The organism is Rhizobium sp. LCM 4573, assembly GCF_001854865.1.
Taxonomy (GTDB): Bacteria; Pseudomonadota; Alphaproteobacteria; order Rhizobiales; family Rhizobiaceae; genus Neorhizobium.
On the sequence record NZ_MDDW01000013.1, the window covers coordinates 76,163 to 90,413 of the forward strand.

Sequence of the window (14,251 nt, forward strand, 5' to 3'; positions counted from 1 at the left end):
CAAAGGTGAGCGGATGCACGGCCACCTTACGCATGAAAGGGCTGAGCGCGTGCCCAGCCCTTTCGGAACATCAGAACGTGCGGCTGAGCTTGGCATCCACCGAATGGCTGTTGCCGCCGCGCACGGCGAAGAACAGGAAGATCGCCGCCCAGAGGATGGATTTTTCCGCACCGCCGAGGCCTTCTCCCCGCACCACACCGTGGAAATAGACCGTCACCAGCAGCACGATCATCGCCGCAAAGGAAGCAGGCCGAGTGAAAAGGCCGATCGCAACCAGAATGCCGCCGAAGAATTCGGTCGCCGCCAGCAGCGGCGACCAGAAGACACCCGGGTAGAAGCCCAGCCCCTCGACCATCCCCACAGCACCGAAGGGGTTCATGATCTTGCCGAAACCATGGGTAACGAGCAATACGCCGGCGGCCACGCGCAGGATGGTCTCAACGATTTCCTGGGTGGAGCTGTAGACCGGCGCCAGGGCCGGTACGATAAAACGGGAACGGGAGCTGTTTTCAAATGCCATGAGAGCCTCTTTGATTTGCAGAGATATGTTGTCGCGGTGCACAATGACGCAAGAACGCAAACTGTCGAGATCGCACGGTTCAAAACTTGACTTTGCGGTGTGACATTTTCGTGAGACGAATACCGGGGTAGAGGAAAGACGATTCCCATGGAAAAACCGCGCATTACCATTCTCTACTGCACCCAGTGCAACTGGCTGCTGCGCGCCGGCTGGATGGCGCAGGAACTGCTGCAGACCTTTTCCGACAGTCTCGGCGAGGTGGCGCTCATTCCGGGCACCGGCGGCAATTTCGAGATCAGGCTCGATGGGGAACTCATCTGGGAGCGCAAGCGCGACGGCGGCTTTCCCGGACCGAAGGAGTTGAAGCAACGGGTGCGCGACGTGATCGATCCCGAGCGCGATCTCGGCCATCTCGATCGAAAATCGGCTGAAAAAGACGAGAACTGAGGCGACACCGGAAGGACCGGAGAGGCTTTTTTCATCCCTGACACAGAAACTTCAAAAAGTCGGTTGACAGGGAAGTTTAGCCCCCTTACATGCCTCTCCGTCGCCCAGATGGCGGAATTGGTAGACGCGCAGGTTTCAGGTACCTGTGCCGCGAGGCGTGGAGGTTCGAGTCCTCTTCTGGGCACCATTCCAGTTTGATCACTACCAGGATCAAGCAATTTCTCTCCCAAAATTCGAGTTTTCGACTTGACTTGGCCGAAGGTTGCGGACCTTCAGCGGCCCAAGAGCGCCGATGGACGTTTCGGCGGACTCTGATCTTTTGCCCATGCCTGGGCGTTCGCGTCATTAGATATTCACGCTCACTACACGTCCCTGTCATCGATTGGGCCTAGTACCTGCGCCGATCAAACGGTCGCCCGCACCCAATCTGGAGACATGCGATGAAACGCAACTGGTTGCTTTCCACCCTTACCGCCGGCACGCTTGCCCTGRCTGCGACATCGAGCCTTGCCGYGCCTGTGAAGTTCGAATTCTGGTATGGCCTCAGCGGCGATCTCAGCGAACGAATCCAGGACATGTGCAAGGCCTTCAACGCCTCGCAACAGGATTACGAGATCGTCTGCGTCAGCCAGGAAACCTACGAGAACAATCTGCAGAATACGATCGCCGCCTTCCGCGCCAGGAAGCAGCCGGCCGTCACGCAGATCTCCGACGGCGGCACGCTCGATCTGATGCTGTCCGGTGCGTACATGCCGGTTCGCGAGCTGATGGAAAAGAATGGCTACCAGATCGACTGGAACAACTATTTCTCCGGCATCGCGTCCTACTATTCCTCGCCGAAGGGCGAACTGCTCTCCATGCCGTTCAATTCTTCCACGGCGATGATCTATTATAACACGGACGCGCTGAAGGCCGTCGGCTTCGAGGGTCTGCCGAAGACCTGGAGCGAAGTAGAGAAGGTCGCGCGCGACATGAAGGCGAAGGGCTATGATTGCCCGGTCGCCTTCGATCCGACCGGTGTGTGGCAGTGGTTCGAGCAGTTTTCCGCCATTCATAACCAGCCAATCGCCACCAAGGGCAACGGCTATGAAGGCCTCGATGCCGAAGTGACCTTCAACAAGACCAAGTTCGTTGACCAGCTGACCTGGATCAAGAAGATGTATGACGAGGGTCTCTTCGTAAACAAGAGCAAGGCAGTCGGCGAAACCGCCAACGATGCTTTCGTCAACGGCAAGTGCCAGATCACCAGCTCATCCATCGCCGACCACGGCACCTTCGGCAAGCAGGCCRTCAAGGGCATGCATTGGGAAGTCGCCATGCTGCCGATGCTCGACGGTTTCACCCGCACCAATTCGCTGGTCGGCGGCGCTTCTCTCTGGACGCTGAAGGGCAAGTCCGAGGAAGAGTACAAGGGCGTTGCGGCATTCTTCAACTTCCTCGCCCAGCCGGACCAGGCAGAATGGTGGTCGACGGTCACGGGCTACATCCCCGTCACCAATACCGGCTTCCAGGCCATGAAGGCCAAGGGCTTCTACGACAACGCTCCCTATAAGGGCCGCGAACTGGCCATTGAAAGCCTGACGGCCACCCCGCCAACCGAATATACCCGCGGCGTGCGGCTCGGCAATTTCAACGCCATCCGCAAGGAACTCGGCGACGCGATGCAGGCGGTGCTCTTCAACGACAAGCCGGTACAGCAGGCGCTCGACGATGCGGCCGCGCGGAGCAACGAAATCCTCCGGCGCTTCGAAAAGACCTACAAGGGCGCGAGCCTCAACTGATGCGATTACGGAGCGGGCGGACCTTATGGTTCCGCCCGCTCTCGTGCTTCACGTCATTGCGGATTGATTATCGATGGAACGACGCGCCCATTATCGCAACCGGATCCTGCCGTGGCTGCTGATAGCCCCGCAGCTTATTCTGGTCCTGGTCTTCTTTTATTGGCCCACTTCGCAGGCCCTCTACTGGGCATTTACCCTGGAGCAAGCCTGGGGCGGCGGCAATGAATGGGTCGGCTTCGACAATTTCATGGGCGTCTTCGGCGATGGGCGCTACTGGTCGACGGTGGGCCGAAGCGCGGTTTATGCGATATCGGCTACCGCCATCTCGATGGGAATCGCTCTCGTGCTGGCGCTTTTCGTCGATCGCGGACTCAAGGGCACCAAGCTCTTCCAGTCCGTCTTCATCTGGCCCTATGCGCTAGCCGCGCCGGTAGTCGGCGTTGCGTTCCGCTTCATCTTCTCGCCGCAAGCGGGCATGATCGGCTCGCTGAACCGGATCTGGCCGGGCATATGGGATCCCGCCACCAATGGCCTGCATGCGCTGATCATGGTGATCATTTCCCATGCCTGGCTCAGCATCGGCTACAATTTCGTCTTCTTTCTCGCCGCGCTGCAGATGATACCGCGATCGATCGCCGAAGCCGGCGCCATGGACGGCGCCCGGCCCGCCCGCCGCATGCTCGACCTGCAGCTTCCGCTGATCGCACCCACCACCTTCTTCCTGCTGATCATGAACATCATCTCCACCTTCACCGACAGCTTCGGACTGATCGACACGATGACGGAAGGCGGGCCGATCGGCAGCACGGAGGTCATGGTCTACAAGATCTACTACGACGGCTTCAAAAGCCTCGATTATTCCGGCGCCGCCGCCCAATCGATCGTTCTGATGCTGATCGTGATCACGCTGACCTTCGTGCAGTTCAAATGGGTCGAGCGCCGCATCCATTACACGTGAGTTTCATTCATGATCGAGCGTTCCTCCCTTTTCGACTTCGTTACCTACGCCGTCATGGTGCTGGGCCTGGTGATCATCATCACTCCGTTCTGGATCGTGCTGGTTGCCGCATCGCTATCGCTGCCCGAAGTGGCGCGGGTGCCGCTCACGCTGTGGCCAAGCTCCCATCTTATGGAAAATCTGTCTGCCGCCTGGAGCCGCGCCGATCTCGGCCCGAAGCTCGTCAACACGCTGATCGTCGCAGCGGGCGTGACCATCGGCAAGATCACCATCGCCGCCCTCTCAGCCTTCTCGATCGTGTTCTTCAACTATCGCGCCCGGATGCTCTGCTTCTGGCTGATCTTCCTGACGCTCATGCTGCCGCTGGAAGTCCGCATCGTGCCGACCTATTCGATCGCGGCCAACGCGCTCCTGCCGTTCCAAACGTTACTTGATGCGACCGGCATCACCTCGCTCATCGAGGCGATCGCAGGCATCCGCATCGAGCTGAACTGGAACCTGCTCAACTCCTACACGGGCCTCATCCTGCCGCTGATCGCCACCGCGACCGGAACCTTCCTTTACCGGCAATTCTTCATGACTATTCCCGACGAACTGGTGGAGGCATCGAAGATGGACGGTTCCGGCCCGATGCGCTTCTTCTTCGAAGTGCTCATCCCGCTTTCACGCACGAACATGCTGGCGCTCGCCACCATCATGTTCGTCTCGTCGTGGAACCAGTATCTCTGGCCGCTGCTGGTCACCACCGACCGGCCGAATTACGGCACGGTGGTGATGGAGTTGAAGGCGCTCATTCCCGCCCAGAACGGCACGCCCGACTGGAATGTAACCATGGCCGGGGCACTGCTCGTGATGCTTCCCCCTCTCCTGGTCGTCGCATTCATGCAGCGCTGGTTCGTGCGCGGCCTCATCACCAAAGACAAGTGATCGGATGAACCCATGACAGCCATCAGCATCAGAAACGTCAAGAAGCGATACGGCAAGCTCGACATCATTCACGGCGTCGACCTCGAAATCGAGGCCGGCGAGTTCATCGTCATCCTCGGCCCTTCCGGCTGCGGCAAGTCGACCCTGTTGCGGATGATCGCGGGCCTGGAGGAGATCACCGCCGGCGAGATCGCCATCGAAGACCGCGTGGTCAATCAACTGGAGCCGCGCGAACGGGGCTGTGCCATGGTGTTCCAGAACTATGCGCTCTATCCGCACATGACGGTCGCCGGCAACATCGGCTATGCGCTGAAGGTCGCCGGCATGCCGAAACCCCAGCGTGAAGAGCGCGTCATGAAAGTCGCGAAATCGGTGGGATTGGAGAACCTCCTCAGCCGCCGGCCGGGTGAGCTTYCCGGCGGTCAGCGGCAGCGCGTCGCCATGGCCCGCGCCATGGTTCGCGAACCGAAAGTGTTCCTCTTCGACGAACCGTTCTCCAATCTCGATGCCAAGCTTAGGGTAGCGATGCGCGGCGAAGTGCGGCGGCTGCACCGCCAGCTTGGCGTCACATCGATCTTCGTCACCCACGACCAGACGGAGGCAATGACGCTGGCCGACCGGCTCGTGATCATGAATGGCGGGCATGTGGAGCAGGTTGGTAAACCGTCGGAAATCTACAACCGCCCCGTCAGCCGCTTCGTCGCCGACTTCATAGGTTCGCCGGCGATGAACCTTCTGGAAGGCGAATTCGACGCCGAAGGTCATTTCGTGCACGGCCAGGGCGGCAGGATCGCGGTCAGTTCGCTCAACGGTCAGCGGGTGCCGGGACGCAAGATCGTTCTCGGCATTCGTCCCGAATCCATCAAGCGGGCAATCGGTCCGCAGGCCGGCGCTATTCCGGGCGTTGTGGATTACGTGGAGGAGCTCGGCGGTTCGCGCCTTATTCATGCGGAAGTCAGCGGCAACCGCCTCGTCGCTCTCGATACCGACACTGAAGAACTTTCATCCGGCACCCCCGTTCACTTCACCTTCGAAGATGCGCTGCATGCCTTCTCCGTGGAAGACGGGAAGCGGATCGACATTCACCCGGCTTAAGCAAACACGATCGGAGAACATCATGGGCAATCTCATTTCCACCGGCTTCAACTCCGGTTCCGTCGACGGCGAACTCGACAGCCTTGCCGAAGACCTGCGCCGCCTCGCCGACATGGGCGTGGAGACGGTCGAGCTCGGCTTGACGAGCATCGACCTCATCAGTGGCGGCCGCATCATCGCCGAACGGGCAGACCGGCTCGCGGAACTCGTGAAGCAGTTTCCCTTCCGCTACACGGTGCACGGGCTCGTCTCTTCGAATTTCATGGATCCGGTCACGCAGCCATACCAGATCGCTGCCGCCAAGGCCCTGATCGAGGTCTGCGACCGCATCGACGCCCGTGTAATCGTGCAGCACGGCGGCTGCCTCAGGGCCGACCAGATCGCCGAACGTGCGGGGGCAGACGAGCGCGAGCGCGAGGCGCTGGTGGAAGTCGCCGATTTCGCCAAGCGCTACGGCGTACGTGTCGCGCTCGAGAACATCTTCACCACCGAACCCGGCCAGTATCGCCAGACGCCGGCTCAAGTCGCCGAGACCGTCAAGGCGGTCAATCACTCCAACCTTGTGGCACTCATCGATTTCAGCCACGCCTATATCGAATCCACCTATCGAGGCCTGGATTTCCGGGAAGAGCTTCGCGCCATGGCGCCTGTCACCGGCCATCTGCACGTGCACGATTCCTTCGGCCGCCCGCAGGGCTTCTACAAGGGCTTCCATCCGCAGGAACTGACTGCCATGGGGCTCGGCGACCTCCACATGCCGCTCGGCTGGGGCGATATCGCTTGGGAAGAGATCTTCTCCGAACTCACCTTCCTGCCGGATACGGTCTTGATGATGGAGATCGGTTTGCGCCATCGCAACGAGCAGCCGGCAAGCCTCGAGCGCGCACGGCGTCTCATCGACATCAATAGCGGCCGTCAGACGCTCGCCGCCGAGTAAAGATAAAAAACCGGCCGGACCTGCTCCCAGATCCGGCCGGCTGCCATCACGCCTGCTGCAAGCGCGCACGGCCACTGAAGGTCATCAGCGATGCGCCGAGAAGCGAGGCGATGCCGGCGAAGGCGAAGACACCGAGCGGCCCCTGCGATTCCACCAGAAGCCCGCCGAACACCGCGCCGCTGGAAATCGCGACCTGGAAGGTCGTCAGAAGCAGCGCGCCCGCGCTTTCGGCCTCGTCGGAAGCCGCGCGGGTGGTGAAGCTCTGAACGCTCACCGGCAGAGCGCCGAAGGCAAAGCCCCAGGCGGTCACCGCCAGCACGGTCGCAATCGGCGAAATTCCAACCGCGACAAGGATGAAGGCGGTGACCGCAATTCCGGCCGCCGCGATGCTCACGGCAAGGCTGGTGTTGCGCTCGGCCAGGAACCCGCCGAAGAGATTGCCGAAGAAGCCGCCAATGCCGTAGGCGAGCAGCGTGAGCGAGATCGCCTCGACGCCGAACCGCGGAATTTGCTCGAGGAACGGCCGAACATAGGTGAAGCCGGCGAAGTGGCCGGCGACGACCAGTAGTGTCGTGGCAAGCCCGAGTCTGACCCGCGGGCGGCGCAGGAGCGCGAAGAGCGTATTGATGCTTGGAGCTCCGGCCGGCGGCAGGGACGGCACGGTCAGCGCCTGAACCAGGAGCGTGAACGCGCCCACGCCGGCTGCGATGAGGAAGGCGGCACGCCACCCGAGCGTCGCGCCGATCCATGCGCCGACAGGTGCAGCGGTGACGGTGGCAACCGACACGCCGGTCAGGATGATCGCCATGGCCCTTGGCATCAGCCTCCCTGGCACAAGACGCATGGCAAGGGCCGCCGACATCGCCCAGAAGCCGCCGAGACCGATGCCGAGAAGCACGCGGGAAAGAAGCAGCATCGTCAGACCGTTAGCGAAAGCCGCAAGTAAGCTGGAAATGATCAGCAGCGAGGTGAGGCCAAGCAGCGTCCAACGCCGATTGATTTTGCGCATGCCGATCACCACGCCCGGCCCGGCGATCGCGCCCACGACGGCTGTCATGGTCACGGACTGGCCGGCAGCGCCGACGCTGACGCCGAGATCCTGCGACATCGGCGTCAAAAGGCTGACCGGCAGGAATTCCGCGGTCACCAGACCGAAAACGCCGAGCGAGAGGGAGACCACCGCAGCCCAGGCCGCATCGCGGCGACCGTCATCATAACTATCGGAATCACTTGGTAGGGAGTCCATCATGCTTTCGTCTCCTAGAAATTGGAGGCGGAAACTACGCGTGACAGGCTGGAGTTTCTATGCTAGGAAATCCAGAATGCTTGACAATTCGTCCAAAATGCTGCGAAGCACAATAACCGACCCCCTCAGCGAAATGCTACGAGGGCTGCGGCTCGACGGCGTCGAATACGGCCGTTGCCAGCCCTGCGAGCCATGGGCGACGGCGTTTCCGGCGCAGGAGGCGGCGCGATTCCATTTCATCGCCATTGGCAAATGCTGGCTGCAGACTCCTTCCGGCGAATGGATGAAGCTCAACGCTGGAGACGCGGTACTTCTTCCGCGCGGCGATGCGCATGTTCTGGCGAGTGAACCGGGCATCCCCCCGAGACGGGTTGACGACATCGCCCGCAAACAGGTGTGCGAAGGCATCTTCGATCTCGAATGCCCGCGCCCCGGCGGACGGAACCTGTTGTTCTTCGCGCTGATGAAATTCAATGTCGACCGGCTGCATCCATTGCTGCAGCTCATGCCCGATGTCATGCGTACCGACGATCTTGCGGCCAGCGAACCTGCAATACCAGCTCTGCTGGATGCCATGGCGCGCGAGGTGGAAATGAACCGTGTGGGCGCCGGCGGCATCCTGGCCCGATTGGCGGACGTCCTGACGGCAACCCTCATCCGCACCTGGGTCGAGCATGGCTGCGGCGATTCCACCGGCTGGYTCGCGGCTGTGCGCAATCCGGAGGTCGGACGCGTGCTGGCGGCCATCCATCTCGATCCCGCGCATGACTGGACCGTGGAGGAAATGGCCCGACTGATGGGCGCATCCCGTTCCGGTTTCGCCCAGCGGTTTGCCGAGGTGGTGGGAGAAACGCCTGCCCGATATGTAGCCAGCATGCGCATGCACCAGGCCCGCCTGTGGCTTCGGGAAGGTCAGCGTGTTGCCGTGGTCGCCGAGCGGCTGGGCTATGATTCCGAGGCCTCGTTCAGCCGTGCCTTCAAACGCGTGGTCGGGRCACCGCCGAGCCAATTCCGGGAAAAGAACCACCCGCCGGGCGGGATGGATCTGCGCATCCCGCCCGGGCTACCGTCATCGATCGYGGCCGAGTAGCGCCATCATCCAAAGAAGCCCACTTGATCCGCACTGTGGTCAGGCACGAATATAGGGAAGAATCGCCCGGTTGATTTCCGGGCGGTCGCCCTGCCTTCGACAAGTGACGGACATGCCCTCCGAAGACCGAAAGAAAAGCCGCGTGACGCTCCTCGACGTGGCCCGACGAGCGAACGTCTCGCGGGCGACGGCCTCGCTCGTCATCCGCAAGAGCCCGCTCGTGGGCGCCGAAACGCGCAGCCGCGTCGAGGAGGCGATGCGGGAACTCGGCTATGTCTACAACATGGGCGCCGCAAGGCTGAGGGCCGAGCGGAGCCACACCGTCGGGGTCATCGTTCCGAACCTCACCAATCCCTTCTTCGCCGAATTGCTCGGCGGCATAGAGGCGGTGATCGATGCCGCCGGCATGGTGGTCATCCTCGCTAACAGCGGCGATGCCGTCGACCGGCAGGATATGGTGATGCGCCGCATGCGCGAGCACGGAGTCGACGGCGTTATCCTTTGCCCGGCAGCCGGCACGCAGCGCGAATTCCTGACCCGGCTTCTGGAGTGGGACCTCCCACTCGTACAGGCGTTGCGCCATATCACCGAGGAAGTCGATTATGCGGGCGTCGATTATGCGGGCGGCATGCACCAAGCGGTCGATTATCTCGCTTCCCTCGGACACGAGAAAATTGCCTTCGYGGTCCACGGGCCGATCCATTCGGCCTACAACGAACGCATAGAGGGTTTTCGCGATGCCATGCGCGCTCGCGGCCTCACTGCCGGCAGTATCGTTCGCGTTCCCTATCAAACGGCCGAAATACCTGGTTCCGCGCAGCTTCTATTTGAACAGGCCGAAAAGCCGACAGCCGTGATCTGCTTCAATGACGTGATCGCGCTCGGCCTTTCCGCCGGGCTTCACGACCTCGGCTTCAAGGTCGGCGAGAATTTCTCGCTGATCGGCTTCGACGACGTTACGGACGCGGAAACCATGCGTCCGCGACTGACATCGGTGTCCACCGCACCGGTAGCAATCGGCAAAAATGCCGCCCAGCTTCTGATCGAAAGACTGGAAGAACCCGCGCGTCCACCTCGCAGGATTGTGAAGCAGCCCAAACTGCATATCCGCCAGTCTTGCGTGCCCGCGCCCAAGTTCGCCCTATAAAATAATTGCGGATTGCCCGTTGACGGCTTCGCTGAAAGTTTTTAGATCGATCTAAATTAAGAGACACGCAGAGGAGCGTCGTCTCTCCCGAACTCATCGGGGAGGACCCAGTTGTACAATTTCAACTTCGAGCCGGTGCTCGCGGGCTTCAATCAGCTTCTGCTCGGCGCATGGCTGACAATCCAGCTTTCGGTCGGCGCGATGCTGATCGGGCTCGTGGTGTCGATCTTCTGCGCCTGGGGCAAGACCTCCGGCCCGACACCACTGCGCCTGGTGATCGACGCCTATATCGAGATCATCCGCAATACGCCGTTTCTGGTGCAGATCTTCTTCATCTTCTTCGGCCTGCCGTCGCTGGGCTTGAGGCTTTCCCCCAACAGCGCGGCTCTTTTCGCGTTGGTGGTCAATTTCGGCGCCTACGGTACCGAGATCATCCGTGCCGGTATCGAATCCGTGCAGAAGGGCCAGGTCGAGGCGGGCACGGCGCTTGGCCTCTCCAAGGTCCAGATCTTCCGCTACATCATCATGAAGCCGGCGCTTCGCACGGTCTATCCGGCGCTCACCAGCCAGTTCATTTATCTGATGCTCAATACCAGCGTTGTCTCGGTCATATCCGCCGACGATCTGGCGGCAGCCGGCAACGACCTGCAATCGGCCACCTTCGCGAGTTTCGAGGTCTATATCACCGTAACCCTGATCTACCTCGTGATGTCCATTGGCTTCTCGGCTCTCTTCTCGGCGATCGAGAAAAGAGCCTTCAAGTATCCGCTGAGCCGGTGAGGTAGAGACATGCTTATCAGAGCTTTCGGATGGCCTGAATTCTGGATCATCGTCTATGCGGCGCGCTGGACGATCGCGCTCTCGGCGATCGCCTTCATCGGCGGCGGGATCGGAGGTCTCGTGATCGCGCTCGCGCGCGTCTCGGACCTGAAGTATCCGCGCCTCATCGCCACCGGTTTCATTCGCATCTTTCAGGGCACGCCGCTCTTGATGCAGCTTTTCCTCGTGTTCTTCGGCATGAACATTTTCGGCTTCGCGATCAATCCCTGGATCGCCGCCACGATCGCGCTGACGCTGCATGCCAGCGCCTTTCTCGGCGAAATCTGGCGGGGCTGCATCGAGGCGATCCCGCCCGGCCAGAAGGAGGCGGCAACCGCACTGGGCCTGCGCTACTTCAACCGCATGCGCTACGTGATCCTGCCGCAGGCTTCCCGTATCGCGGTCGCGCCAACGGTCGGCTTCCTGGTGCAGCTTATAAAGGGCACCTCGCTTGCGGCGATCATCGGCTTTACCGAACTCACCCGCCAGGGGCAGATCATCAACAATGCGACCTTCAGCCCCTTCCTCGTCTTCGGAACGGTGGCGGCGGTGTATTTCATCCTCTGCTGGCCGCTTTCGGTGCTGGCACGCCGGATGGAAGTGAAATTCTCCCGCGCAACGACGCGTTGACGGGATCCCTGCCGGAGGGAGGAAACCGGTGCAACAGAAAGGGTAGGAACATGAACATTTCCAGACGCATGGTTATCGCCGCGATCGGCGCCGGCATGATGGTGGGCGCAATGGCCTCCACGGCAGCGGCCCAGACCGTCGAAAGCATCAAGTCCGCGGGCACGGTGAAGATCGGCATGATGGTCGATTTTCCGCCCTTCGGTATCATGAACACCTCCAACGAGCCGGATGGCTATGACGCGGATGTCGCCAAGCTGCTCGCGAAGGAACTCGGCGTCGAACTGCAGATCGTGCCGGTCACCGGCCCGAACCGCATTCCCTACCTGCAGAGCAACCAGGTGGACCTTCTCGTCGCCTCGCTCGGCATCACCGAGGAGCGCGCCAAGAACGTCGATTTCTCCGAACCCTATGCCGGCATCTCGATCGGCGTGTTCGGTGCGACCGACGTCGCGGTTTCCAAGCCCGAAGATCTCTCCGGCAAGACGATCGGCGTCGCACGCGCCTCCACGCAGGATACCGCGGTTACCAAGATCGCTCCGCAGGACGCCAGGATCCAGCGCTTCGACGATGATGCGAGCGCCGTCCAGGCCCTGCTTTCCGGCCAGGTGGAGCTGATCGGCGTCTCGAACGTCGTCGCCACCCAGATCGAGACGGCAGCGCCCGGTCGCTTCGATCAGAAAATCGAGCTCAGCCAGCAGGTGCAGGGCATAGCAGTCCGCAAGGGTTCGACCGAGCTGCTTACCGCCGTCAACCAGTTCATCGAAAAGGCGAAGGCCGATGGCGAGCTTAACGAGATCCACGAAAAATGGCTCGGCTCTCCGCTGCCGGAATTCGTCAGCGAAGCAAAGCAGTAAGAGACCAGATCGAAGGAGTTCCTCGCAATGACTGAGGTTAACGCAAACGCATCGGCAGCAGACGTGCGGGGAGCTTCCGACACTGTTTCTACTTTGGCCGTGCGCATGGAAGGCGTCAACAAGTGGTACGGCGCCTTCCATGCCCTCAAGGATATCGAGCTGTCGGTGACCCGCGGTGAGCGTATCGTCATCTGCGGACCTTCCGGTTCCGGCAAATCGACGCTGATCCGCTGCATCAACCAGCTTGAGACGATCCAGAAGGGCCGCATCGTGGTTGATGGGCATGACCTGACTGCCGGCGGCAAGAACATCGATATCGTGCGCCAGGAGACCGGCATGGTCTTCCAGCAGTTCAATCTCTTCCCGCATATGACGGTTCTGGAAAACTGCACGCTCGCACCGATGAAGGTGCGCGGCATCTCCAAGGCGGAGGCCGAAAAGACCGCCCGCAAATACCTCGAGCGGGTTCGCATTCCCGAACAGGCCGGAAAATACCCCGCACAGCTTTCCGGGGGCCAGCAGCAGCGTGTGGCCATCGCGCGGGCGCTCTGCATGAACCCGAAGATCATGCTCTTCGACGAGCCGACCTCGGCGCTTGACCCGGAAATGGTCAAGGAAGTGCTCGACACGATGATCGACCTCGCAAAGGAAGGCATGACCATGCTCTGCGTCACCCATGAAATGGGCTTCGCGCGTCAGGTCGCCGATCGCGTGATCTTCATGGACCGCGGCGAAATCCTCGAAATGGGAACGCCGGATGACTTCTTCGGCAATCCGAAGAACGAGCGCCTGAAGAATTTCCTCGGTCAGATTTCCTGAACCTTGCCCGCCAAGCCCAGCCAAGACGGAATTGCCACATGAAGCCAGACATCCTGCTCGTCGAGCCTATGATGAAGCTCATCGAAGACCGGCTCGACGAAGCCTATACGGTCCATCGGCTCTATGATCCTGCTGCGTTTCCCGTGATCGAAGCCGCCGCCGGCTCCATTCGGGCGGTCGCGACCGGCGGAGCCACCGGACTTTCCAGCGAATGGATAGAGAAGCTGCCGGCACTCGGCGTGATCGCCATCAACGGGGTCGGCACCGACAAGGTCGACCTGGCATTCGCCCGCAGCCGCAATATCGACGTCACCACCACGCCCGGCGTGCTGACGGACGACGTGGCGGACACCGGCATTGCGCTTATGCTGGCCGTACTGCGTCATGTCGTGAAGGGCGACAACTTCGTGCGCGAAGGCCGCTGGGGCAAGGAGCCCTTCCCGCTCGGCAACAGCCCGAAAGGCAAGCGCGTCGGCGTTCTTGGTCTTGGACAAATCGGCAAGGCTTTTGCTCGTCGCGCGGAAGCCTTCGGCATGTCCGTGCGCTACTGGAACCGCTCCACGGTCACAGACACGAACTGGAAATCCTGCGCGTCACCGCTCGAGCTTGCCAAAGACAGCGATGTACTGGCCGTTTGCATTGCCGCCAATGGAGCGACCCAGAACATCGTTAATGCGGATGTGCTGAAGGCGCTCGGGCCACAGGGCGTGGTCGTTAACGTCGCGCGCGGCAGCGTGATCGACGAGGATGCGCTACTCGCCGCGCTGAACGACGGGACCATTGCGGCCGCCGGCCTCGACGTCTTCGTCAACGAGCCGAACATTCGGCCGGAATTCTTCACCGCGCCGAATACGGTGCTGATGCCGCATCAGGGCAGTGCCACAATCGAGACCCGCATCGCCATGGGTGAGATGGTGCTTGCCAATATCGCGGCCCATTTTGCCGGCGAAAAGCCTYCCACCACCGTCAACTGAACCGAAA

Annotated in this window: 15 protein-coding genes and 1 tRNA gene; 14 read left to right on the forward strand and 2 right to left on the reverse strand. The window is 61.2% G+C overall.

All coding sequences use genetic code 11. The features are described from left to right. Window positions 1-70 precede the first annotated feature (70 nt). The gene (locus LCM4573_RS16835) at window positions 71-520 is read right to left on the reverse strand and encodes a DoxX family protein (protein ID WP_071007543.1); all 450 of its coding nucleotides are present in this window, start codon (window positions 518-520) and stop codon (window positions 71-73) included. A gap of 147 nt (window positions 521-667) precedes the next feature. Between LCM4573_RS16835 and LCM4573_RS16840 the strand changes: the two genes are divergently transcribed. From LCM4573_RS16840 to LCM4573_RS16870, 7 genes are all read left to right on the forward strand, one after another. Then, complete coding sequence (locus tag LCM4573_RS16840) at window positions 668-967, forward strand: SelT/SelW/SelH family protein (RefSeq protein WP_071007544.1); 300 nt, start codon at window positions 668-670, stop codon at window positions 965-967. Window positions 968-1,069: 102 nt separating this feature from the next. Next, window positions 1,070-1,154 (forward strand) — tRNA-Leu (locus LCM4573_RS16845). A gap of 253 nt (window positions 1,155-1,407) precedes the next feature. Beyond that, window positions 1,408-2,748 (forward strand): extracellular solute-binding protein, encoded by a 1,341-nt coding sequence (locus LCM4573_RS16850; RefSeq protein WP_071007545.1) that lies wholly within the window; start codon window positions 1,408-1,410, stop codon window positions 2,746-2,748. Between the two features lie 73 nt (window positions 2,749-2,821). Beyond that, window positions 2,822-3,706: a carbohydrate ABC transporter permease gene (locus LCM4573_RS16855; RefSeq protein WP_071007546.1), complete on the forward strand. Its 885-nt coding sequence runs from the start codon at window positions 2,822-2,824 to the stop codon at window positions 3,704-3,706. 9 nt (window positions 3,707-3,715) lie between these two features. After that, complete coding sequence (locus LCM4573_RS16860; protein WP_071007547.1) at window positions 3,716-4,633, forward strand: ABC transporter permease subunit; 918 nt, start codon at window positions 3,716-3,718, stop codon at window positions 4,631-4,633. Between the two features lie 12 nt (window positions 4,634-4,645). Next, window positions 4,646-5,728, forward strand: coding sequence for an ABC transporter ATP-binding protein (locus tag LCM4573_RS16865; protein ID WP_071007548.1), 1,083 nt, complete (start codon window positions 4,646-4,648; stop codon window positions 5,726-5,728). Window positions 5,729-5,750: 22 nt separating this feature from the next. Then, window positions 5,751-6,665 carry a TIM barrel protein gene (locus LCM4573_RS16870; protein ID WP_071007549.1) on the forward strand — a complete coding sequence of 305 codons (915 nt, stop codon included), beginning with the start codon at window positions 5,751-5,753 and terminating at the stop codon, window positions 6,663-6,665. A gap of 46 nt (window positions 6,666-6,711) precedes the next feature. On the opposite strand, the gene LCM4573_RS16875 is transcribed toward LCM4573_RS16870, so the two are convergent. Beyond that, window positions 6,712-7,914 carry an MFS transporter gene (locus LCM4573_RS16875; protein ID WP_407071745.1) on the reverse strand — a complete coding sequence of 401 codons (1,203 nt, stop codon included), beginning with the start codon at window positions 7,912-7,914 and terminating at the stop codon, window positions 6,712-6,714. Between the two features lie 109 nt (window positions 7,915-8,023). Between LCM4573_RS16875 and LCM4573_RS16880 the strand changes: the two genes are divergently transcribed. From LCM4573_RS16880 to LCM4573_RS16910, 7 genes are all read left to right on the forward strand, one after another. After that, window positions 8,024-9,001 carry an AraC family transcriptional regulator gene (locus LCM4573_RS16880; protein ID WP_071007639.1) on the forward strand — a complete coding sequence of 326 codons (978 nt, stop codon included), beginning with the start codon at window positions 8,024-8,026 and terminating at the stop codon, window positions 8,999-9,001. A gap of 112 nt (window positions 9,002-9,113) precedes the next feature. Then, entirely contained in the window at window positions 9,114-10,148 is a 1,035-nt protein-coding gene (locus LCM4573_RS16885; protein WP_071007550.1) for a LacI family DNA-binding transcriptional regulator, read from the forward strand. Between the two features lie 111 nt (window positions 10,149-10,259). Next, complete coding sequence (locus tag LCM4573_RS16890) at window positions 10,260-10,928, forward strand: amino acid ABC transporter permease (RefSeq protein WP_071007551.1); 669 nt, start codon at window positions 10,260-10,262, stop codon at window positions 10,926-10,928. A gap of 9 nt (window positions 10,929-10,937) precedes the next feature. Continuing rightward, the gene (locus LCM4573_RS16895) at window positions 10,938-11,597 is read left to right on the forward strand and encodes an amino acid ABC transporter permease (RefSeq protein ID WP_083347492.1); all 660 of its coding nucleotides are present in this window, start codon (window positions 10,938-10,940) and stop codon (window positions 11,595-11,597) included. 50 nt (window positions 11,598-11,647) lie between these two features. After that, window positions 11,648-12,451: a transporter substrate-binding domain-containing protein gene (locus LCM4573_RS16900; RefSeq protein WP_071007552.1), complete on the forward strand. Its 804-nt coding sequence runs from the start codon at window positions 11,648-11,650 to the stop codon at window positions 12,449-12,451. A 105-nt stretch (window positions 12,452-12,556) separates the two neighbouring features. Continuing rightward, window positions 12,557-13,270, forward strand: coding sequence for an amino acid ABC transporter ATP-binding protein (locus LCM4573_RS16905; protein WP_071007553.1), 714 nt, complete (start codon window positions 12,557-12,559; stop codon window positions 13,268-13,270). Window positions 13,271-13,308: 38 nt separating this feature from the next. Beyond that, window positions 13,309-14,244, forward strand: coding sequence for a 2-hydroxyacid dehydrogenase (locus LCM4573_RS16910; RefSeq protein WP_071007554.1), 936 nt, complete (start codon window positions 13,309-13,311; stop codon window positions 14,242-14,244). The last annotated feature ends 7 nt before the right edge of the window (window positions 14,245-14,251 follow it).

Coding starts and splice junctions, on each gene's coding strand:
- LCM4573_RS16835 (WP_071007543.1), bottom strand. CDS start 520: ATGGCATTTGAAAACAGCTCCCGTTCCCGTTTTATCGTACCGGCCCTG.
- LCM4573_RS16840 (WP_071007544.1), top strand. CDS start 668: ATGGAAAAACCGCGCATTACCATTCTCTACTGCACCCAGTGCAACTGG.
- LCM4573_RS16855 (WP_071007546.1), top strand. CDS start 2,822: ATGGAACGACGCGCCCATTATCGCAACCGGATCCTGCCGTGGCTGCTG.
- LCM4573_RS16860 (WP_071007547.1), top strand. CDS start 3,716: ATGATCGAGCGTTCCTCCCTTTTCGACTTCGTTACCTACGCCGTCATG.
- LCM4573_RS16870 (WP_071007549.1), top strand. CDS start 5,751: ATGGGCAATCTCATTTCCACCGGCTTCAACTCCGGTTCCGTCGACGGC.
- LCM4573_RS16875 (WP_407071745.1), bottom strand. CDS start 7,914: ATGATGGACTCCCTACCAAGTGATTCCGATAGTTATGATGACGGTCGC.
- LCM4573_RS16895 (WP_083347492.1), top strand. CDS start 10,938: ATGCTTATCAGAGCTTTCGGATGGCCTGAATTCTGGATCATCGTCTAT.
- LCM4573_RS16900 (WP_071007552.1), top strand. CDS start 11,648: ATGAACATTTCCAGACGCATGGTTATCGCCGCGATCGGCGCCGGCATG.
- LCM4573_RS16905 (WP_071007553.1), top strand. CDS start 12,557: ATGGAAGGCGTCAACAAGTGGTACGGCGCCTTCCATGCCCTCAAGGAT.